The organism is Brumicola pallidula DSM 14239 = ACAM 615, assembly GCF_000428905.1.
Classification (GTDB): Bacteria; Pseudomonadota; Gammaproteobacteria; order Enterobacterales; family Alteromonadaceae; genus Glaciecola; species Glaciecola pallidula.
The window spans coordinates 19,342-39,490 of sequence record NZ_AUAV01000026.1 but is presented as its reverse complement, the minus strand read 5'-3'; the positions used below and the strand labels follow the sequence as shown (position 1 = coordinate 39,490).

Here is a 20,149-nt window from a genome sequence, read left to right as displayed (position 1 = left end):
ATAATTGCTACGCTTTTTCTGGCAGTGATAATGGATCAATCTGTTTTTTACGATAGAACAACTGTTTAAAATCATCCAATATCATATACAAAGCTGGTATTAGTAATAAGGTAATAACCGTCGCAAATAAAATACCAAAGGCCAAAGATATCGCCATTGGTATAACTACCTGAGCCTGCAAACTACGCTCGAACACGATTGGCATTAGACCCATAAATGTAGTTAACGAAGTAAGTATAATTGCTCTAAAACGTTCACTACCAGACTTTAAAACAGAATCAATTAAGCTTCGACCCTCGGCTCTTGCTCGATTGACAAAGTCGACCATAATGAGTGAGTCATTGACCACTACACCGGCTAAAGCAATGATCCCGCATATTGATAATACACTGACGGCTTGTCCCAACAGAAGGTGGCCCACAATAGCACCCACCATACCGAATGGAATAACCGACATGATAATAAGAGGCTGTGAATATGACTTCAATGGAATTGCCATTAGAGCATAGATAGCAATAAGCGCAAAAACAAAGCCTTGAGCCAAGGAAATCATCGCATCTGTTTCTTCTTTTGAGTTACCTTGCAATCGAAATTCAACCTCAGGATAACGAGCTAACATCTCAGGGATCACCTTGCTTTGCACATCAACGAGCAAGTCACGAGTATCGACAATGTCAGCGTTGACTTTTGCAGTAACAGACACTGAGCGGCTGCCATCTACACGCACAATATTGGCATAGCCTTTACCTAATTCAATATCGGCAACTTCACTAAACGGGATGTCATCACCATTTGCCGCACGAACCCGCATAGTTTCAAGGTTACCAATGGAATTCCGTTCGTCTTTTGGATACCTAACCATTACTTTTATTTCTTCGTCATCACGCTGAATACGTTGAGCTTCTGCACCATAAAAGCCGTAACGTACCTGTTGTGCAAGCTGCGATAATGACAAACCTAACGCCTCGGCTTCGGGTTTGAGCGATAATTTGATTTCGTCACTACCACCACTGAATGAATCGTTAACTTCAGTGATCCCTGCATAGCCACCTAAATAACTGCGTAATTCTTTGGAAACATTTTCAAGTTGCGAAACGTTAGCTGAGCGGAATTCGAAACTCAATCCATTGCCACCGCCAATACCGCCTGGACTGCCGATCGTAAAGTTCCTCACTCCTGGAATTTCAGGTAAGTATTCACGCCAAATATTTTGAATTTGTACATCTGTTAATTCGCGTGTTTCGCCTTTTGTTAATTCAATAAAGACAGCACCACCTAAAATGCCATTATCAAATGCAATTGCATGTTTAACCGCTTTTACGCCCGTTTTTTCTATTACCTCGTCGTCCATTTTATGCATAGCGTCTAACATGGCATTAATCGCTGCATCACGCTGTCCTAACGAAGAACCAGCCTCAAGCTCAACACTTGCCTGTATAAAATCCGAAGGTATACTTGGGAAAAACTGCCAGCGCACTAAACCGCTGGCAAATAAACCAATGGTAATAATTAACAAACCAACAAAGCTAGCTAACGTGGTGTATCGGTATTTCACTGCCTTTCTCAAAAACGGTACGTACTTCTTTTCTATAAAGACTTTGATCCCAACACTAAAGAAAGCTCTGAACTTTTGAAACCTGTTGGCCTTGCTTGGGTCATATGGTTTTAATTTCATGTGCACTAAATGCGCTGGTAATATTAATTTTGATTCTATTAAAGAAAATACAAGACACATAATGACGACAATACCAATAGTCTTCCATATTACACCAAAGGTGCCACTGACCATCAACATAGGCGAAAATGCGGCAATGGTGGTTAACACCCCAAAAGTAGCTGGCATTGCTACCTTTTTAACCCCCCTAATAATGGCTTCGGCGCTGTGTCCTTTTTTGTCAATTTCGGAATACGCTGACTCCCCCATAATAATGGCATCATCTACCACTATCCCCAGAACCAAAATAAACCCGAATAAGCTCAACATATTAATTGAAACATCTATTTGCGACGCCGGCATGAACATTAACGTGCCGAGGAAGCAAACAGGCAAACCTATAATCACCCAAAAAGCTAACTTCACTCGCAAGAATAATGAGAGGACAATAAAAACAAGTAAAGCGCCATACCCCATATTTTTAAGCATCATGCTCAAACGATCAGCTAAATAGAACGAACTATCGCCCCACGTATCAGCACTTAAATTGGCAGGCATCGTTTTACGTTTTTCAACCAAATATGCATTAACTGAATTAGAAATTTGTAAGACATTTTGATCGCCCACGGCTCTAACACGAAGACTTATCGAGGGCTTGCCGTCGAATAATGCAAACTGCCGGTCTTCTACAAACCCGTCGTTAATTGTAGCAATATCACCTAAAAGAAGTCTTGTACCATCATTTCGACTAACCAGCGCAATCTTAGCAAAATCCCAAGCGTTATAAGCCTGACCGTTGGCGCGTAATAAAATATCACCATTCTCTGAACGAATCGATCCTCCCGGTAAATCGATAGAAGATTGACGAATTGCGGTCACCATGTCATTAAAGGTTAAGTCGAACTCCTGTAATTTTAGTTCGGATATTTCAACTGAAATTTCATAATCACGCGAACCGACAACTGACACATCTGATATGCCGCCTAAATCAATGATTTCATCGCGCATGCCTTGAGCATACTGTTTTAACTCTCGTTCAGTTGTTTCGCCATAAACTGATACCCAAAGTACGTCTTGTGGTACTTTAATTCGATATACCACTGGTTTCTCGGTATTCCCGGGAAAGCTCGGAATGGCATCAACTTGAACTTTGACTTCGTCTAATAAGTTTTGTACGTCGTAACCATCTTCAACTTCGATGCTAATAGAGCCAACACCCTCACGAGCTGTTGAAGTAAGCTTTTTAATCCCTTCGAGATCTTTAACTGCTTCTTCAAGTTTGAGTATAACGCCCTCTTCTACTTCTTGCGGCGCAGCGCCTAAGTACGGTACTTGTACTGCTATGACGTTGACTTCGAATGTGGGAAAGACTTGTTTTTGGACTCTAAAAATACCAAATATTCCACCGATGATAATAATAAACATTAACAAATTAGCCGCTACGCTGTTACGTGCAAACCAAGCAATAATGCCTTTCTCGGTATCAATATGTTCTTCTTCGTATTGATCACTCATTATTTAACCTCAATAGCATTATCATCTGCAGTTGACTCTGGTTGAGTCTTTGGCGTTTCTTCATCATCTAAGAAACGAACGGGCATACCTTCGTACGGGTTAGGTATGGCACTCATCACGACTTTTTCTAAGGGATTTAAACCGTCACTAATATAAACGAAATCTTCGTCTGCTCTTTGTACTGTTACAAAGTTTATTCTGATTTTTTTGTTATCATCTACCGTTAATATTGTACCGTCCATGCGCAAAACGTTGCGCGGTAGAACGACCATATTACTTGACGTAATGCCGGTGATTGTCGCACTTACGAACCGTCCAAAACGAAGTGCCATGCCTTTTGATTCTGCCGGTGCATTTAATTGGTATGGATCGTTAACCTCAACAACACCGTAGATTACTCGGCTTTGAGTGTCTAACACGGCCTCATCACGAACCAATCTTCCTTGCCATTTAATGTTCTTTCCAGCTACATCAGAGCTTAATGTTACTTGCGGGCTTTCTTTGCTTAAGTCCGCCAAAAAGGCAATATCATCGTCAGTTAACGGCAATCTGACCTCAGCTACATCTGTTGCAAAAACTTCCCCAAGCTGCCCACCTAAAGAAATAAATTTACCTAAATCTACATCACGAGATTTAACTAAGCCATCGTAGGGTGCTCTGATTTTTGTTCTATCCAAATTACGTTCTGCACGTTGCAAGTTCGCTTGCGCTGCTTTAACTGAGGCTTCTTCACGAGCGAGTTGAGGTTTCCTGAGTCCTAATTCAGGCGCGTTTCCGTCGTTAAACGAACGCCACTCTTGTGCAGCCACTTTTCCACGAGCTTTTTCTTCGTCGAATGCAGCTTGTGCTCGCGCAATTTCAGATTCCGCTAGTAGTAAATCGGTTTGATAGTCAGCAGTTTCTAACTCAACTAGCACATCACCCTTCTTAAAAAAGCCACCTTCAATGAAATTATCTGCAATGGCAATAACACGTCCACTGACTTGAGCACTCAGCATTGTTCTGTTTTTTGGCTGCACCGAGCCTTGCGAATACACTAAAAAGTCTACATTTTGGACCTCTATTGGTTTAGCATCAATCAGAAAGTCACGGGTAATTATTTCGTCTTTTTCGGGCTGCGTCTTCATACTAATTAACCCGACCATCACTGCAATTGCACCGACTAAAATCAATATTGGTATGCCTACTTTTTTGAAACCACTAGCCATTGAAAAAAACCTTGTCAATATATTAAATTATTTTAAGGGCGCTACTATACCCAACTTCGACGGCAAAGACTGCTTTACATTTAGTGAAAAGTGTTAGTAGATGTGTCCAATAGGAAGGCGTCACTGTTGAAGGTAATATAGGCTGATATTTCGCACTTGAGAATGGCGTTTTAGCGGTTCAAGGTTTCTACGTAAGTGCGTTGAATAAGCATTGCATCGTTACTTGCCCGATGTCGTTGAACCGTCATTTTACTTAGGATGTCTGCTTTCGTTTTATCCCAAACATCGTATTGAAATTCGTTTAAAATCATTTCTAGAGCGCTTAATCGAAAGCCTAGCTCTACTTGGGAACGATCGTACAACTTCAGTAACCACGGTGAATCAACAACCCAGCCATCGCTATAAGTTTGTTCTGATCCAATAAAATCATTCAGTTCCAAACAAATTTGGATACCTGAGATACCTTTTTTGTTCAATAAACGTTGACTGATACCATGTATGTTTTCTGCTTCAATATTCCAATGAAACCAATCATCAAAAGGTTTAATTAGTTGGCAATATCGAAGCCCATCTGAACGCACAACGCCAATTTCGATAGGATAACTTTCAGGCCCAAATCCGCTAGCCTCAATATCAATAATGGTTGGTTTTTTTATAGTAAATTCCCCTATTCAATGTGTAATGAAAGTTCATAAGCGCGAGAGTAGTATAAGGAATAAATAAATATTTCTCGATAGTTTAATTGTCTTTATTCACCCGGGTTTTATCCTTAAATTAACTTCAGGTAACTCACCATACAGTTTTAGCTGTTGAATATGGTCCCATTTCATGGGAATCTACTGTAAATATAAGCCCATAAAACCTGACTCTAATCATATGCTGTTGCGCTACACTTTCGAGTTATCATTTTTACCAGTCAACAGCAACGATGCTTAGCCGACATAATAAACCCTCAAACGAATTTCAATTGGCGTTGCAATCGAATTTATGAAACAACCAACTACATTTATTAGTATACAAGCGCATGATTTTGACCATGCTTGCGTGTATGCAAAAATCCAAAAAAATGCTGATTCAGACGGCGCAATAGTGACCTTTACAGGGCTAGTAAGAGAGCTTACTGAACGTGGCAACTTGCATTATATGACACTCGAACATTACCCAGAAATGACACAAAAGAGCCTTATGAATATTTGTGAACAGGCTCGTCAACGTTGGCCTTTAGGTGCAATTAACATTATTCATCGAATTGGAAAATTAACACCTGACGAACAAATTGTGTTTGTCGGAGTAAGCAGTAAACATCGCAAAGCGGCATTTGCAGCAACAGAATATATCATGGATTTTTTGAAGACAAAGGCCCCATTTTGGAAGAAAGAAGTAAGCTCAGAAGGTGAGTTTTGGGTCCAAGCAAAATTGTCTGATAAACAAAAAGCAGATGACTGGTTGGCTGCAAACTAACTCATCCACTGAACCCAAACCTGCTACATAATTGATTGGTCATAACCCTTTATGTTGTGCTTTTAAATGACAAAAAAAGCCCTCGTGACTTTATGTTCACAAGGGCTTATCAAGTTATCGGTTTACTTTACATGTGCTATTTAAAGTGCGGCTTCTAACTGAGGTAAGACATCAAACAAATCGCCTACTAAGCCATAGTCGGCAACCGAAAAGATTGGAGCCTCTTCATCTTTATTGATTGCTACAATCACTTTACTGTCCTTCATACCAGCTAAATGCTGGATCGCACCCGAAATGCCAACAGCAATATATAACTGTGGAGCAACGATTTTACCCGTTTGCCCAACCTGCATATCATTTGGCACAAAACCAGCGTCAACAGCAGCTCTCGATGCACCAATAGCAGCACCCAATTTGTCAGCGATGCCATTAAGTAGTACAAAATTTTCACCGTTTTGCATACCACGACCACCCGATATAATGACATCTGCGGCGGTTAGTTCTGGACGTGCAGATACGGTTAGTTCAGCAGATATATAGCTTGATTTTTCAGACGTTTTGACTGTGTCCAACAACTCAACTGATGCACTGCCCTCATTAGCCGCAGCATCAAAAGAAGCCGCTCGCACAGTGACTATCTTTTTAGTATCCGCTGATTGCACTGTCGCAATTGCACTACCGGCATAGATAGGACGAACAAACGTGTCTTCGGACTCTACTTTAATAATATCAGATATTTGTGCTACATCTAACAGAGCAGCAACGCGCGGCATAAAGTTTTTACCTGTTGTTGTTGCTGCTGCAAAAACATGCGAATAATCAGCAGCAACTTCAACCACCAGATCCGCAATATTTTCTGGTAATTGATGTTCATAAACAGCATTGTCGGCTAAAATTACTTTGCTCACACCTGATATTTTCGCCGCTGCCTCAGCAATAGCAACGCAACCCGAACCTGCAACCAGTACGATAATATCTGACGACACACCAAGGGCCGCATGAACTAATTTGTTGGTTTCTATTTTTAACGATACGTTATCGTGTTCTGCATAAACTAATACACTCATGCTATCACCTTCGCTTCATTTTTTAATTTTTGAACCAATTCAGCTACGTCAGCAACCTTTACCCCGCCAACGCGTTGAGCAGGTGCTTCAACCTTAATCACAGTCACTTTGGATGTCATATCAACACCAAAATCAGCAACCGGTTTAACGTCAATTGGTTTACGCTTTGCTTTCATGATGTTGGGCAATGATGCGTACCTCGGTTCATTTAAACGCAAATCGGTGGTAACCACTGCTGGCAACTGCAACTTAACCGTTTGCAAACCGCCATCAATTTCTCGAGTAACATTAACAGAGCCATCAGCCACCACAACTTCAGAGGCAAATGTACCTTGCGGCATACCAGTCAGTGCAGCAAGCATTTGGCCAGTTTGATTATTATCAGAATCTATTGCCTGTTTACCGAGGATCACCAAATCAGGCTTTTCAGCCTCAACTACTTTTTGCAGCAACTTTGCCACTTGCAGTGAATCAACAACCACGCCGGTGTTCGTTTCAATATGAATGCCGCGGTCCGCACCTAATGCTAAGCCAGTGCGAATTTGTTCTTGGCAAGCCTTGTCGCCAATTGAAACAACAACAACTTCAGTTGCTACGCCCTTTTCTTTTAGACGTATTGCTTCTTCAATCGCAATTTCACAAAAAGGGTTAATCGCCATTTTCACATTATTAAGGTCAACACCTGAGTTGTCAGGTTTTACTCGTACCTTCACGTTGTAGTCTACTGCCCGTTTTACCGGTACTAAAATTTTCATAATAACCTCTATTTAGGGCTTTCGATAAATAAATACTATTCGCTTTAATTACAGATGTAAGTAAATATAGCATTCATACCAACTTGTTGGTGCAAAATCTACTTGCACTTTACGTAAACGTCAACCTGTATTCACTATATTATAAATTTAGTTGGTATTTACATTTTACAATGTTTCGACAAGCTGTAAAATTCAATTAATTAATGTTTTACTATAACTGGTATGAGTTGTTTGGGAGACACACGTGGAAAGAGAAGTAATGGAGTTTGATGTAATCGTAGTTGGCGCTGGCCCTTCAGGCCTGTCAACTGCTTGTAAACTCAAGCAATTGGCGAATGAAAAAGGTCAAGAATTAAACGTTTGTGTACTCGAAAAAGGGTCAGAAGTAGGTGCGCATATTCTTTCAGGTGCCGTTTTCGAAACTAGAGCACTCGATGAATTATTTCCAAATTGGGCTGAATTAGGTGCGCCTTTAACTACCAAGGTAACCGAAGACCATATTTATTTACTCAATAGCAAAACAGGTTCTACTAAACTACCTAATTTTATGGCACCAAAAACCATGCATAATACTGGCAATTATATTGCAAGTATGGCGAATATGTGTCGTTGGCTGGCTGAACAAGCTGAACAACTGGGTGTTGAAGTTTTTCCAGGCTTTACCGCGGCCAATGTACATTATAATGAGGATGGTAGTGTTGGTGGTGTTATCACCGGTGATATGGGAGTTAGCGAAGCTGGAGAACAAAAAGACAGCTTCATGCCGGGTATGTTGTTAACCGCAAAGTACACTGTATTTGCCGAGGGTTGTCACGGACATCTAGGTAAACAACTCTTGCAGCAGTTTGACCTAAACAAAGATGTCTCACCTCAGCATTATGCGCTCGGCTTTAAAGAAATTTGGGATGTTCCAGCTGAGCAGCATCAAGAAGGGCTAGTGGTACACACGGCAGGTTGGCCTTTGACTGATACTACAGGTGGTAGCTATTTGTATCATGCCGAAAATAATCAAGTATTTGTTGGCTTGATTGTTGACCTTAATTATTCGAACCCGCATCTAAGTCCTTTTGATGAATTTCAGCGTTTAAAACATCACCCAATTATGGCCGATACACTAAAAGGCGGCAAGCGCGTTACTTATGGTGCAAGAGCGATAGCTAAAGGCGGCTTTCATTCGCTTCCTAAAATGACCTTCCCAGGTGGATTAATAGTCGGTTGCGACGCTGGTACATTGAATTTCGCGAAAATCAAAGGCAATCATACTGCAATGAAGTCGGGCTTAATTGCGGCAGAGACTTTGTTTGAATTACTCTCAGTAGAGTCTGTTAAAGTGAAAGACCCTATTGAATATACCGACGCATTTAAGCAATCTTGGCTATATGACGAATTATATCGCTCGAGAAACTTTGGTGCAGCCATTCATAAATTTGGCAATTACGTCGGCGGTGCATACAACACCTTAGATCAAAACTTCTTTGGCGGTAAACTCCCCTTTACCATTAGCGATTCAAAAGCCGATCATGCTTGTTTAAAACTAGCCGCAGATATGCCGAAAATTGACTACCCAAAACCTGATGGTATATTAAGTTTCGATAAGTTGTCATCGGTATTTTTGTCAAATACAAACCATGAAGAAGACCAACCATGCCACTTAGTCCTAAAAGACCCTAGTATTCCGATTAAGATAAATTTACCAAAATATGATGAACCGGCTCAACGGTATTGTCCAGCAGGTGTATATGAGATTATTGAAAGCGCTACAGGAGACAAACAGCTTCAAATCAATGCTCAAAACTGTATACATTGCAAAACATGCGATATCAAAGACCCAAATCAAAACATAAATTGGATCGTGCCCGAGGGTACCGGCGGTCCAAACTACCCAAATATGTAATTGTTAATATGTCAGAATTACTTTTTAGTCAGACGTTTGGAGAGGAACATTTAGCTTCCTCTCCCTATCAAGCTAGCGTAGTGCTTATACATGGCTTATTTGGTAGCAATGATAACCTCTCTGTTATTCGCCGCCAGTTTGAAACCACCCATCATGTCATTTCAATTGACCTACCTGATCATGGCAAGTCTCCTTGGAGCGAGCGCTTTAGTTTCGATATTTGGGCGCAACAAATCATCCAAACGCTGCAGTCTCTGAATATTGATAAAGCATTTGTAGTCGCGCATTCATTGGGTGGCAAAATTGCGATGAGAGCAGCAAGTTTAGCACCCGAACTGATAGAAAAACTGGTAATAATGGACATAGCACCAGTCAAATATGAACAACGACATCAAAACGTTATCGATGGCTTGAGCAACGTAAAACTTGGTAATATAGCGGATAGAAAAGAAGCAATGGCGCAACTGTCTGAGTATATTGACGCCCCGGGAATACGGTCATTTTTGCTCAAAAGTCTGTTTCAAGATGCCGAAAAACAGTGGCGATGGCGCTTTAACCTGCATTTGCTTACCCGTGACTATCCGTTATTGAGTGATTGGCCTTTTGAAGGCGAATTGTTCTGTGGCGACATTACATTTATTAAAGGCAGTAATAGTGATTACATTACAGCGGCGCATCAAGCAAACATAAAGGCTCAGTTCCCAAATGCAAAAGCAAAAGTTGTTGATACTGGGCATTGGCTTCATGCTGAGAAGCCTCAACTTGTTAACACGCTGTTAACCCGCATTATACTTGGCACGCATAAGTGACATTGATACATTATTAATCAATTAAGTGGCTTCAAAAAACTAGCTTAGTTGTGCTAATATTATCCCCAAAGTTACTCATGTCGCTTGTGGAGTGTGTATGACACCAGAAAACTATCAACAAATTGAGTCCATAGTATTATATGTGAGTCTAATCGGTTTGTTTATACTGCTCGGTTTAGCGATCCATGACGTACTAACTAAGAATGATGTACCATTGGTAGGTAGAGTTGTTGCTTATGGGGTTTTAGGACTAGGTGCTGCAGGGTTTGTAGCTAAAGGCATCATTCAATTAATTTATGGCGCTAGCGGAGTTTAGTAAGCTAGTGCAATCAATAAGACGTTTTAGAGGGTAACAAATGGCTAGCGTTGGTTTATTTTTTGGCAGCGATACAGGTAACACAGAGCACATTGGCAAAATGATCCAAAAAGAATTGGGTAGTAAACTCATTGACGTCAAAGATATTGCTAAAAGCAGTAAAGAAGACATCGCTGAATTTGATTTATTAATATTTGGTATTCCGACTTGGTATTATGGCGAAGCTCAATGTGACTGGGATGACTTCTTTCCTGACCTAGAAGAAATTGATTTTGAAGACAAACTTGTCGCTATATTCGGTTGTGGCGATCAAGAAGACTACGCCGAATATTTCCTCGATGCAATGGGTATGATTAGAGACATAGTAGAATCTAAAGGCGCCATTTTAGTCGGACAGTGGTCAACTGAAGGTTACGACTTCGAAGCATCAAAAGGAATGGCTGACGATGATCATTTTGTCGGTTTAGGTATTGATGAAGACCGTCAGCCGGAATTAACTGAACAGCGAGTGAAAGCGTGGTGTAAACAAATTAATGAGGAGCTATGTTTGGCTGAATTGAGCTAAGCACCCTACTTCATAATTTAACAATACAAAGAAACGTGATGATGATTAATAAAAATCTTTATCGCGTTTTTTTTGCGCCTGACTTTCCTGCCCAGACGCAAATAAGCGCTTTGTTTGATGTATTAATATCGACTAATTGAGTAGTGAATTATAACCAAACCAGATTTGGCTAAACCATACCGTGAACGGCAATGTCAGCAAGGTTAACCCGGTTTGTACGCTGATAAACACAGACAATATTGAGGCATTGCCACCAAGCTGTTTGGCTAGCGCATAACCAGATGTAGCGGTGGGAACAGCACCAAAAAGAATAGCAACGCAGGCTTCCAGTGGACCTAAGCCAAGAATAGTGCAGCCTATTCCAATGCACAATGGAAAGCCAACGAGTCTTGCTGAAGTAGAGAAAACTAATAATCTGGTCGATGATTTTAAGGCGTGCAACCGCAAACTGGCCCCAACGGCAAGCAACACTAATGGTAAAGTGGCGCGAGCCAAAATACCGGTTATATCAGTCAGTAAAATCACGAAATCACCAATATCGGCCAAATTAACGAGCACACCGGCAGCAATAGACAAGATCAGAGGGTTTTTGAACAACTCTTTGATCAATAAACTAGATAAAGACTTGCTGTTTTTATTGCCATGCAAGCTCACCATTGTGATCACCAACACCACGTTCACACAGGGAATTAAAATAGCGGCACCAAGCGTCGCTAAGATAAGCCCTTCTTCGCCGTATATGGTGCTAGCTAATGCTAAAGCAATAAAGGAATTAAATCGTATGCTAGCTTGTAATATTGAAGTGCCAGTTGGCCTATCGACGCGATTGATCAGACTAATAATTAATGCTAATACCGAGACTGTTAAGAGAGACAAACCGAGTATCAAGGCATAACTGGATAAAACAGAACTGCTTAAGTCGGCCTTTGAGATGTTATAAAACAACATGGATGGAAATAAAACCCAGTACACCAGCTTATCGACGCCCGGCCAAAAATCCTCAGCTGGAAAGCGCTTAGTTTGTAACAATGCACCAAACAATAATAATAAAAAAATAGGAAGAATTGATAAAGAAATAGTAAACACGTTAGCGCCGCCAAATAAATCAGATATGAAAATCAGGTAGCGTAATATACAGGATATGAAATTGTATTATTAAAAACATTATGATTGAGGTTATTTTGCAATTTTCAGCGCCAGAGACAACGTCTTGTCCTGCTGCTATAACGCCTTTGATTATTGTCCAGCCAATCACGATACCGTGGGTTGACCTCGTGTAACTGTCAACCTAAATACCAGCACTAACGCTTAATTAGCGAGCACAACTTGGTTCCTACCAGCACTTTTGGCTGCATAAAGTGCCTGATCAGCGCGCTCAATAACGTTATTTAAAATATCGCCATGCTTTTTAAGAGTAACCCCAAATGATGCTGTAATCGGTGGAATTTTATCGCCTGTTCGCTTATTGTTAAAAGCAACCGATGAAAGTTTCACCCTAATCTTTTCAGCTAGTTGCTGTGATTTCTCAAGACTATAACGAGGGCATAATAGCGCAAATTCTTCACCACCAAATCGCACAGGCACTAGCGGTTCCTTGCATTCTTTACGCAGTAATTGACCAACAAATTTAAGAATTTGGTCACCCAATAAGTGACCATGGGTGTCATTAAATAATTTAAATTTATCAATATCCATAATAATCAATGCAAGCTCATCACTGTCGCCATGTTCTTCAACAAACTGATGGTAGATTGATTCCAACACTCTTCTGTTAGACAAACCGGTCAATGAATCCGTGTTTGCCTCTTTTTTACTCTGTTCAAGTTCCGCTTTTAACATGCTGATTTCAGTTTGGGCTGCGACTAATTTCCCTTGAAACTCTTCATTTGCAAGACAGATTGCATTTGCATTCTCATTTAATCTTTCTACTACAGGTATCATCGCCGCATCAACTTCATGTGTACCAAGTACCGTTAAATTTTGCATTAAGGCTTGCGAGTAACCGGTTGTTTCTTTCGCTGTATTATCTAAGGAAACAGATAAGTTATCGACGATATGGAAGAAGGCTTTGTGAAACGATTCTAGCTGCTTTTCACTGCCTTTATTCAACTGTGTTATGTGCTGAATAAATAAAGCTTCCCCTACATCTAAAGGACACGTTCCATATCGTTCTATGACATGATCTAATTCTTTATTTAATGTTGGAAATGCTTTTGAGTAATAACTGTACCACAGCGTATAGTTTAGCGGATTAGGTACAATTGCATACTTAACCATGGCAGGAACAGCTTGGCGAAGATAGTCCGCAGCTTGGTCTGAATTTTCAGAAAACTTCATCTCGGCCCTCGGTTATATTGATGTATTTTCAAACTCACTTTGCTAAACGTCCGTGTTTTAAATGTAATTTTGTATATTAATAATTTCAATAATTAAAGCAATAAATAAAAGCATTTTTTTTATAAACACATGAGAACACTAGACTTTAGTCTAAAATATTACCGGCTATCTTTAAAAGGCAAGGGCGATTAATATCATTTTTGACCTTTTATTGTTTATACCTGAATTTATAACAGATAGACTGCCGTCATTATTTATTTAACGATGGCATTTATGCGCTATTTATTAGCAGTAACGCTACTTTGGGCTTTTTCATTTAGCTTAATTGGGGTTTATTTAGCAGGTCAGGTTGATGCGTGGTTTAGCGTCCTGATGCGCATTGCGTTAGCTACTTTAGTTTTTTTACCGTTTTTAAAGATGACACAAACACCCAAGCTCTTAGCGATAAAGCTCATGCTTATAGGTGCCATACAACTTGGAGTAATGTATAGTTTTTACTATCACTCCTTTTTATATTTGTCTGTGCCTGAAGTCTTATTGTTTACAGTAATGACTCCCCTTTATATCACCCTATTAAACGATGCTATCGAAAGGCATTTTAATCCTCGCTTTTTCCTTGCTGCCATTATTGCCGTAGGTGGTGCGGTAGCTATCCGCTACGAGAGTATCAATAGTGACTTTTTGATTGGCCTGTTGTTAGTGCAAGCCGCCAACATTTGCTTTGCCACAGGACAAGTTACTTACAAAAGATTAATGAATAACAGTACTCTCGATCATAAGACTGTATTTGGTTGGTTTTTTATTGGCGCATTAATAGTCGCGATTATTTGCTATATTTTATTCGGCAACACAGACATGTTGCCTAGTACACCAACCCAATGGGGGGTGCTTATCTACCTAGGCATCATTGCTTCCGGCTTAGGCTATTTTGGCTGGAATAAAGGCGCAACGTTAGTCAATGTAGGTTCATTGGCAGTAATGAACAATTTACTTATTCCTGCAGGTATTGTTGTTAACGTACTTGTATGGAACAGAGATGCCGACATACTGAGGTTAAGCATTGGCGCTGGGATTATTTTAGCCGCGTTGCTACTGAATCAAATAGCTACTGAATCAAATAGCTACTGAATCAAATAGCTAAGGGTTCAATGAAGTGACTTCTTTGGACGTTCATCAAGTGAGGAAACAAAATCCGCTCAGTCATACGTACCAAAGTACTATATTAGGACCTCACCTTTTCGCCTAAGGTGTTAACGCAAAATTAACAAATGAGGCGTGTATGAAACACTATTTAATTACTTTTGGCTTACTTATCTTAATGTGTGGGACGGCAAGTGCAGCCTGCAAAGACAACGTCGTATTGGTGCATGGGAATGCAGCGTCACCCGCTAGTTGGAACAATACCCTTAACGAGTTGTATACAAGAGGCTATGTCAACAGCCAAATTTTCTTGCCCAATTGGGGCTCTAAGTCCTGTGCGACTTGCAACAATCATAACGGTAGTGAAGAGACACCTGTACGCAATGCAATTGTGAATGCAATCAACAGTTCTTGTACCGGCAAAATTGATATTATTGGTCACTCCATGGGGGTAACATTGGCCGCTCAGCAAATTGATAAACTTGCCGCTGCGTCCTACGTAGATACTTTTGTTGGCGTTGCTGGAGCCCTATTGGGACTTCGTAGTTGTGGTATTTATCCTTACAATGTTTGGAATAGTACCTGTGGAAGTTCTGGTTTATCCATCAGCAGTCCATTCCTTGATGGGATCTATGGAGTACCGCTAGGCGATAAAGTGTATTCAATAAAAAGTTTTATTGACCAAGTAGTTTGCTCTACCGGGAGTTGTTATGTTTACGGTATTCACAGCAGCCGTATTTGGAACGAAGATGCTACGTACACTTACACTTTAGGCCATTTTGGATTACAAACTGATACTGCCGTTGACCAAGTTAATCTAATTCAGTAGACCTAATGCACCAAATCAAATTCGCGCTGTTCAATAGGCATTGGTATGACGTTTCTGTATTTCATTGGCTTGCTTTATCACTGCGTAAGCAAGTTATAATGACAACATCGTCCACTTAAATTAGGTATAATATGCATTTTGATGTATTAATCGCAATCGCGCGCGCACATCCCCAACAACCAGAAGTATTAATCACTATTCCTAAAGACTGGTCGCAAGGACGCACTGTTTTTGGGGGCTTGTCGGCAGCAATGTTATATAGCGCTGCCAAGGAATATGTTGAAGAAGACCGTCTGCTGCGTTCCATGAATACAAGCTTTGTTGGTCCCTTGTTGTTTGACGTCCCTTTTCAGATAAGTATTGAAATTGTGCGAGAAGGTAAAAATGTTTCTCAAATACTGGCTCGCGCAATACAAAATCATAAAAATTGCGTGCTCTCGCAAATGTGCTTTGCCAAAGCGAGGCAATCAAAAACAGCGGTTAAAAATGATGAGCAGCACGCTATGGCTATCCCCAAAAAAGCCAATTACATTCCCAACATACCCAAAGTAACACCCAAGTTTTTACGCCACTATCAGCTTTCAATTGATTCTGGTGGTTTGCCCTTTACCGGTAAAAAGAGCAGTCATTATTATGGTTGGATGCGTTTTAAAAAACCACCTCAGAGCATCAACGAAGCGCATATTATCAGCATGATTGATGCTTGGCCTCTTACCCTGATACAGCAGCTTCGCTGGCCAGCACCTGCGAGCACAATAAACTGGAATCTTGATTTCATTTATCCTCACAGAGCACTGGCACCGACCGATTGGTTTGCGTATAAAGTAGATACTCGCCAAGCGGCTGATGGTTATGGTCACACAGAGGCAACCATATGGGATATTCATGGACAGGTTATCGCTCTATCGCGTCAAACCACTGCTGTATTTGATTAAGCGTACGTAGGATAATACAACTAGTTGATCTTAGTCTCTAGGTGATTTACTAATTCCGTGAATGAGTCCAATGTAATATCTGGTTTGTAATCACGAATATCTTCACCATGGTTATAACCATATGTCATACAGAAAATATGCAGGCCTGCGCTGCGCGCTGCTTTAATATCAGAGCGCGAATCGCCGATCATGAGACCGCTTTGCGGGGTAAAATTCATCCGCTTTGCGGCGTTCAGCAGAGGCATTGGATGTGGTTTTTTTTCGGCGCAGGTATCACCAGAAATAACGAATTCAAAATAGTCGTATAAACCTTTATCCTTCAGCAGTGGAATTGCAAAGGTTTGCGGCTTATTGGTTACACAAGCAATGCGATAACCTTGTGTTAACATCCATTTTAGACCTTCTACCACGCCGTCATAAATGCAAGAACGCAGCGAATTGTTGTGTTTGTACAGGTTCAAAAATATTGGGTATGCCCTATCCATTAATTCTTGGGCGGGCATGCATTCATCTGAACCGACCAATGCGCGCTCGACTAAACGCTGAACACCATTACCAAGCCAATTGCGCACAAGCCGTTCACCACGAACCGGCATACCAATTTGCTTCATCATTTCATCAACACAGAATGATAAATCGGGCACACTGTCAATTAGCGTGCCGTCTAAATCAAATAACACAAAATTTGGTTTTATTTTATCCATCCTGTTTCCCTTTGACTTCAGACTAATTATTTCTCGGCTTATCATAAAGGACTTAATACATTTATGCATGAATACCTTATCCAGTGAATATTGATACTCAAATATGTATACATAATTAGCACTTCCAACAACAACTTTCAGCTAAGCCTACTTCTAAAAATTATGACTACTTTCGTAAAGTTGTGCTAAGTTAATTTATAGACAATCTATTTAAAAAGCCGAAAGCAAAATGCATACTCGACGAAAAACCGATGACGTTGGCCTCAACAAGCCTGCAATTAAGGTTACCCTATTTGGCGAGTTCACCTGTAAAAGTCAATTTGACGAACACATTATTATTACCAACAAGCGGGCAAAAGCGATACTTGCGCTGCTCTGCTTAACCCCGAACGAACCCATGCAAAGAGAAGTATTAAGTCAGCTTTTGTGGCCTGGTAGGTTTGATGCGCAAGCTAAATCGAGTTTACGGCAGTGTTTATTGTATTTAAGTAATATCTTAAACACGCTGCATCCAGAGCTATTGGTCGTTTCACGTTCGCATGTTGCGATTAATGATGTGCTGGTGCAAACCGAATTGCTGACGATTGAGCATGCCTTATATGCTAAAGACACAGAAATAATACTCAGCAACCTGAATAAAATGGGTGCCTATCAGTTATTAGAAAACACCGGCTTTGGTAAGAAGCTAGATGACTTGATTGCACTTAAAAGGCTCAATATTGAACGTCTACTCAAGACTAAAATTGAGCAATTTTTACAATGGTTAATTAAGCAGGGTGCGACCAGCGACTATCAAAAGATAAGCCAAGCGTGGTCGGTTCGCCCAACGGTAATTGACCTTATTGGTTTGGCTGTTTTACCATTTAAGTCAATCCCAGGGGAATCGCAGCAACAGTATTTTGCAGACAATATGTCTGAAGAGTTGACCACACTGTTAGGACAGGCACCTTATCTTTCACTTGCAGGCAGTACCTCCACATTTGGACTGCGCGACAGTGGTAAAACGCTGCCTCAAATCGCGAAACTTTTAAACGTACAGTATGTCATTCAAGGTTCTCTTCAACGAATCGATGATAATATTAAAATTAACGTTAGATTAGTTGAAGGTAATACGGGCTTAAACAAATGGAGCAAACAATACATTGGCAAGCTTGACAGTGTATTTACATTGCAACAAATCGTCGCCAACGATGTGTGCAATGAAATTAGTATCATGTTTAATATTGCGTTGGTCACGCCTAAGATCAATCAGATGACCACTAGCCAAGAGGCCTATGATTATTACATGCAAGGGCGCGATCTGACTCGACGAATTATTGGCGAAGGTGTACTTTTCACGGCAATTAGTTTGTTTGAAAAAGCACTTGCGATAGACAGCCAATTTGCTAAATGTTGGTCGGCGTTAGCGGAAGCCAACGCCTACGTTACGGTATTTACACCGTGTCCAAACAAACGTCCTTATATTGACAAAATGGCAGAGTGTGCGCAAAAAGCGTTATCTATTGCACCTAATGATGGCCTGGCAATGGTGATGCTTGGGGTATATAAATGGACACAGAACGATCCTTTAGCGGCGTTGGACTTGGCCTATCTTGCTTACTATCATGAGCCACATAACCCGTCTGTAAGTGCACGGTTAGGCTCTTTTTTATGCTACTGCGGCAAAACAGAAACAGCGTTACCTTATATTGCCAAAAGCGCAGAACAAGACCCTCTCAATGGTCGCCATTTAGCGCTTCTAAGCAATGTTTTATTGAATATGGGTAATCTTGAAGGTGCTCGTAATGTTGCAAGTAAAATGTCAGCGGTAGGTTTTCCATCTCTGTTTTTAGGTCTCACCACTGCCCTTGCTGGTGAGAATGAGCTCGCGGTAAAACTATACTCACAAACACGTTTGCTGATGAACTATGTAATGAGTTCGGCTAGTGGCAACAGAGCGATGACCGAGCAAGAACAAGACAAACTATGGGACGTTGCATCTAAAGGCATATGTAGTGGTAAAAAAGCCGATCGACTAATGTACTGTCAATTACTCGATCACTTACATATGACTCTGCCAGACAAACAAGACCACTCAATTGTAATGCCTGCTGTTTGGATGGGCTATACCCCTATGGTATTTAAAACACTGGGTGCAAGCATAACACCAGCAAACATGAACGGCTTCGGTTATTTATGGGCCGACATTGCTCCTTTAAACGCAAGTGTAAAGCACCCCGATTTTTTAGATTTTGCATGCAAAGTTGGTTTGATTAAGGTGTGGGAAAAATATGGCTGGCCTGAAATGCTAATGAAGGCACAAAAGACCAGCCAAACAGCCACTATTTCAAATCAAGTTCTTGATACTGTGAAGAGCTAAGTGTTTCGCGCATAACCTCACGGTCACCAAACTCTTTGTCTGACTTGCGATCATCAGTCGACATTGCCTTCTGCATTTTTTTCCAAAATGCTTCGCGCTGAGCCGTAGTCGTAAAGTCTTTAAATTCGACAACTAAGACTAAGTCGGCTTCCCCAGATCGCGGATGTGTGCTGGCTAAAACGTGATAATCAACCACGTAACCTTCTTTCATCGCCATTTCATACGTATCTTTCCAGGAGCCTGCCAAATGGTCCATGTAGTTTTCAAATTGGCCAGGATGCACTTTAATACTGTTGACTTCCCAAACCGTGCCGTAGGAATAACTCGATTCCTGAGCCATCGCTGACATTGATGTAGTCGCTAAGAATACTGCTGCGACCAATGCTGTTCTTAATATTTTCATAATAACTTCCAGTGTTGTGTCATTTTCAAAAAGCTGACGTTTGAATTAAAAACTTCTCTTTGTTTAAAATACCCACCCATAGATTATCCTCGTACAAGCTCATTCAAAGCTTGGCTAGTAACTAATACATAGGTAGTATTCGCAAGCTAATAATGGCTTGCAGACAGACAATCGGTCAACACACAGAACGTTAATTTA

The 20,149-nt window shown here is 40.7% G+C and carries 18 protein-coding genes; 9 read left to right on the top strand and 9 right to left on the bottom strand.

Annotated elements, in window-relative coordinates; all coding sequences use genetic code 11:
* Positions 1-7: 7 nt before the first annotated feature.
* The 3 genes from G399_RS0110540 to G399_RS0110530 form a co-directional block, all read right to left on the bottom strand.
* On the bottom strand, positions 8-3,169 hold the full coding sequence (locus G399_RS0110540; protein ID WP_006010035.1) for an efflux RND transporter permease subunit: 3,162 nt from the start codon (positions 3,167-3,169) through the stop codon (positions 8-10).
* Entirely contained in the window at positions 3,169-4,377 is a 1,209-nt protein-coding gene (locus G399_RS0110535; RefSeq protein WP_006010036.1) for an efflux RND transporter periplasmic adaptor subunit, read from the bottom strand. Before G399_RS0110535 ends, G399_RS0110540 begins: the two co-directional genes overlap by 1 nt.
* A gap of 170 nt (positions 4,378-4,547) precedes the next feature.
* Complete coding sequence (locus tag G399_RS0110530) at positions 4,548-5,015, bottom strand: hypothetical protein (RefSeq protein WP_081585750.1); 468 nt, start codon at positions 5,013-5,015, stop codon at positions 4,548-4,550.
* A gap of 349 nt (positions 5,016-5,364) precedes the next feature.
* Here G399_RS0110530 and moaE point away from each other — a divergent pair, with 349 nt between their 5' ends.
* Positions 5,365-5,838, top strand: a complete 474-nt coding sequence (gene moaE, locus G399_RS0110525; protein WP_006010038.1) for a molybdopterin synthase catalytic subunit MoaE — start codon at positions 5,365-5,367, stop codon at positions 5,836-5,838.
* A gap of 140 nt (positions 5,839-5,978) precedes the next feature.
* Here moaE and G399_RS0110520 read toward each other — a convergent pair whose 3' ends face one another.
* Complete coding sequence (locus G399_RS0110520) at positions 5,979-6,905, bottom strand: electron transfer flavoprotein subunit alpha/FixB family protein (protein ID WP_006010039.1); 927 nt, start codon at positions 6,903-6,905, stop codon at positions 5,979-5,981.
* A complete protein-coding gene (locus G399_RS0110515; protein WP_006010040.1) occupies positions 6,902-7,660 on the bottom strand; it encodes an electron transfer flavoprotein subunit beta/FixA family protein in 759 nt (252 codons plus the stop codon). Before G399_RS0110515 ends, G399_RS0110520 begins: the two co-directional genes overlap by 4 nt.
* 244 nt (positions 7,661-7,904) lie before the next feature.
* Between G399_RS0110515 and G399_RS0110510 the strand changes: the two genes are divergently transcribed.
* The 4 genes from G399_RS0110510 (at position 7,905) to fldA (ending at position 11,244) form a co-directional block, all read left to right on the top strand.
* The gene (locus G399_RS0110510) at positions 7,905-9,554 is read left to right on the top strand and encodes an electron transfer flavoprotein-ubiquinone oxidoreductase (protein WP_006010041.1); all 1,650 of its coding nucleotides are present in this window, start codon (positions 7,905-7,907) and stop codon (positions 9,552-9,554) included.
* An 8-nt stretch (positions 9,555-9,562) separates the two neighbouring features.
* Positions 9,563-10,363 carry an alpha/beta fold hydrolase gene (locus G399_RS0110505; RefSeq protein ID WP_034896873.1) on the top strand — a complete coding sequence of 267 codons (801 nt, stop codon included), beginning with the start codon at positions 9,563-9,565 and terminating at the stop codon, positions 10,361-10,363.
* 97 nt (positions 10,364-10,460) lie between these two features.
* Entirely contained in the window at positions 10,461-10,679 is a 219-nt protein-coding gene (locus G399_RS0110500; protein WP_006010043.1) for a DUF2788 domain-containing protein, read from the top strand.
* A 40-nt stretch (positions 10,680-10,719) separates the two neighbouring features.
* On the top strand, positions 10,720-11,244 hold the full coding sequence (gene fldA / locus G399_RS0110495; protein ID WP_006010045.1) for a flavodoxin FldA: 525 nt from the start codon (positions 10,720-10,722) through the stop codon (positions 11,242-11,244).
* 132 nt (positions 11,245-11,376) lie between these two features.
* Here fldA and G399_RS0110485 read toward each other — a convergent pair whose 3' ends face one another.
* Both G399_RS0110485 and G399_RS0110480 read right to left on the bottom strand, forming a co-directional pair.
* Positions 11,377-12,330 (bottom strand): AEC family transporter, encoded by a 954-nt coding sequence (locus G399_RS0110485; protein WP_026843644.1) that lies wholly within the window; start codon positions 12,328-12,330, stop codon positions 11,377-11,379.
* A gap of 222 nt (positions 12,331-12,552) precedes the next feature.
* A complete protein-coding gene (locus G399_RS0110480) occupies positions 12,553-13,581 on the bottom strand; it encodes a GGDEF domain-containing protein (RefSeq protein ID WP_006010051.1) in 1,029 nt (342 codons plus the stop codon).
* Positions 13,582-13,854: 273 nt separating this feature from the next.
* On the opposite strand from G399_RS0110480, the gene G399_RS0110475 reads away from it, so the two are divergent.
* The 3 genes from G399_RS0110475 to G399_RS0110465 all read left to right on the top strand — a co-directional run bounded on the left by G399_RS0110475 (position 13,855) and on the right by G399_RS0110465 (position 16,485).
* On the top strand, positions 13,855-14,709 hold the full coding sequence (locus G399_RS0110475) for a carboxylate/amino acid/amine transporter (protein ID WP_006010053.1): 855 nt from the start codon (positions 13,855-13,857) through the stop codon (positions 14,707-14,709).
* A gap of 151 nt (positions 14,710-14,860) precedes the next feature.
* Entirely contained in the window at positions 14,861-15,550 is a 690-nt protein-coding gene (locus G399_RS0110470; RefSeq protein ID WP_006010055.1) for an alpha/beta hydrolase, read from the top strand.
* A gap of 131 nt (positions 15,551-15,681) precedes the next feature.
* Positions 15,682-16,485, top strand: a complete 804-nt coding sequence (locus tag G399_RS0110465) for an acyl-CoA thioesterase (protein WP_006010057.1) — start codon at positions 15,682-15,684, stop codon at positions 16,483-16,485.
* Positions 16,486-16,505: 20 nt separating this feature from the next.
* On the opposite strand, the gene G399_RS0110460 is transcribed toward G399_RS0110465, so the two are convergent.
* Positions 16,506-17,189 (bottom strand): phosphoglycolate phosphatase, encoded by a 684-nt coding sequence (locus G399_RS0110460; RefSeq protein ID WP_006010059.1) that lies wholly within the window; start codon positions 17,187-17,189, stop codon positions 16,506-16,508.
* Between the two features lie 229 nt (positions 17,190-17,418).
* Between G399_RS0110460 and G399_RS0110455 the strand changes: the two genes are divergently transcribed.
* Positions 17,419-19,548, top strand: a complete 2,130-nt coding sequence (locus G399_RS0110455) for a hypothetical protein (RefSeq protein WP_006010061.1) — start codon at positions 17,419-17,421, stop codon at positions 19,546-19,548.
* Here the strand turns inward: G399_RS0110455 and G399_RS0110450 are convergent.
* Positions 19,511-19,951 (bottom strand): hypothetical protein, encoded by a 441-nt coding sequence (locus tag G399_RS0110450; RefSeq protein ID WP_006010063.1) that lies wholly within the window; start codon positions 19,949-19,951, stop codon positions 19,511-19,513. The two genes, G399_RS0110455 and G399_RS0110450, sit on opposite strands and share 38 nt — an antisense overlap.
* Positions 19,952-20,149: the final 198 nt, after the last annotated feature.

Bases quoted from the DNA above. Each gene is read 5' to 3' on its own strand.
- G399_RS0110540 (WP_006010035.1), bottom strand. From the start codon at position 3,169: ATGAGTGATCAATACGAAGAAGAACATATTGATACCGAGAAAGGCATT.
- G399_RS0110535 (WP_006010036.1), bottom strand. From the start codon at position 4,377: ATGGCTAGTGGTTTCAAAAAAGTAGGCATACCAATATTGATTTTAGTC.
- moaE (WP_006010038.1), top strand. From the start codon at position 5,365: ATGAAACAACCAACTACATTTATTAGTATACAAGCGCATGATTTTGAC.
- G399_RS0110520 (WP_006010039.1), bottom strand. From the start codon at position 6,905: ATGAGTGTATTAGTTTATGCAGAACACGATAACGTATCGTTAAAAATA.
- G399_RS0110515 (WP_006010040.1), bottom strand. From the start codon at position 7,660: ATGAAAATTTTAGTACCGGTAAAACGGGCAGTAGACTACAACGTGAAG.
- G399_RS0110505 (WP_034896873.1), top strand. From the start codon at position 9,563: ATGTCAGAATTACTTTTTAGTCAGACGTTTGGAGAGGAACATTTAGCT.
- G399_RS0110500 (WP_006010043.1), top strand. From the start codon at position 10,461: ATGACACCAGAAAACTATCAACAAATTGAGTCCATAGTATTATATGTG.
- fldA (WP_006010045.1), top strand. From the start codon at position 10,720: ATGGCTAGCGTTGGTTTATTTTTTGGCAGCGATACAGGTAACACAGAG.
- G399_RS0110480 (WP_006010051.1), bottom strand. From the start codon at position 13,581: ATGAAGTTTTCTGAAAATTCAGACCAAGCTGCGGACTATCTTCGCCAA.
- G399_RS0110475 (WP_006010053.1), top strand. From the start codon at position 13,855: ATGCGCTATTTATTAGCAGTAACGCTACTTTGGGCTTTTTCATTTAGC.
- G399_RS0110470 (WP_006010055.1), top strand. From the start codon at position 14,861: ATGAAACACTATTTAATTACTTTTGGCTTACTTATCTTAATGTGTGGG.
- G399_RS0110465 (WP_006010057.1), top strand. From the start codon at position 15,682: ATGCATTTTGATGTATTAATCGCAATCGCGCGCGCACATCCCCAACAA.
- G399_RS0110460 (WP_006010059.1), bottom strand. From the start codon at position 17,189: ATGGATAAAATAAAACCAAATTTTGTGTTATTTGATTTAGACGGCACG.
- G399_RS0110455 (WP_006010061.1), top strand. From the start codon at position 17,419: ATGCATACTCGACGAAAAACCGATGACGTTGGCCTCAACAAGCCTGCA.
- G399_RS0110450 (WP_006010063.1), bottom strand. From the start codon at position 19,951: ATGAAAATATTAAGAACAGCATTGGTCGCAGCAGTATTCTTAGCGACT.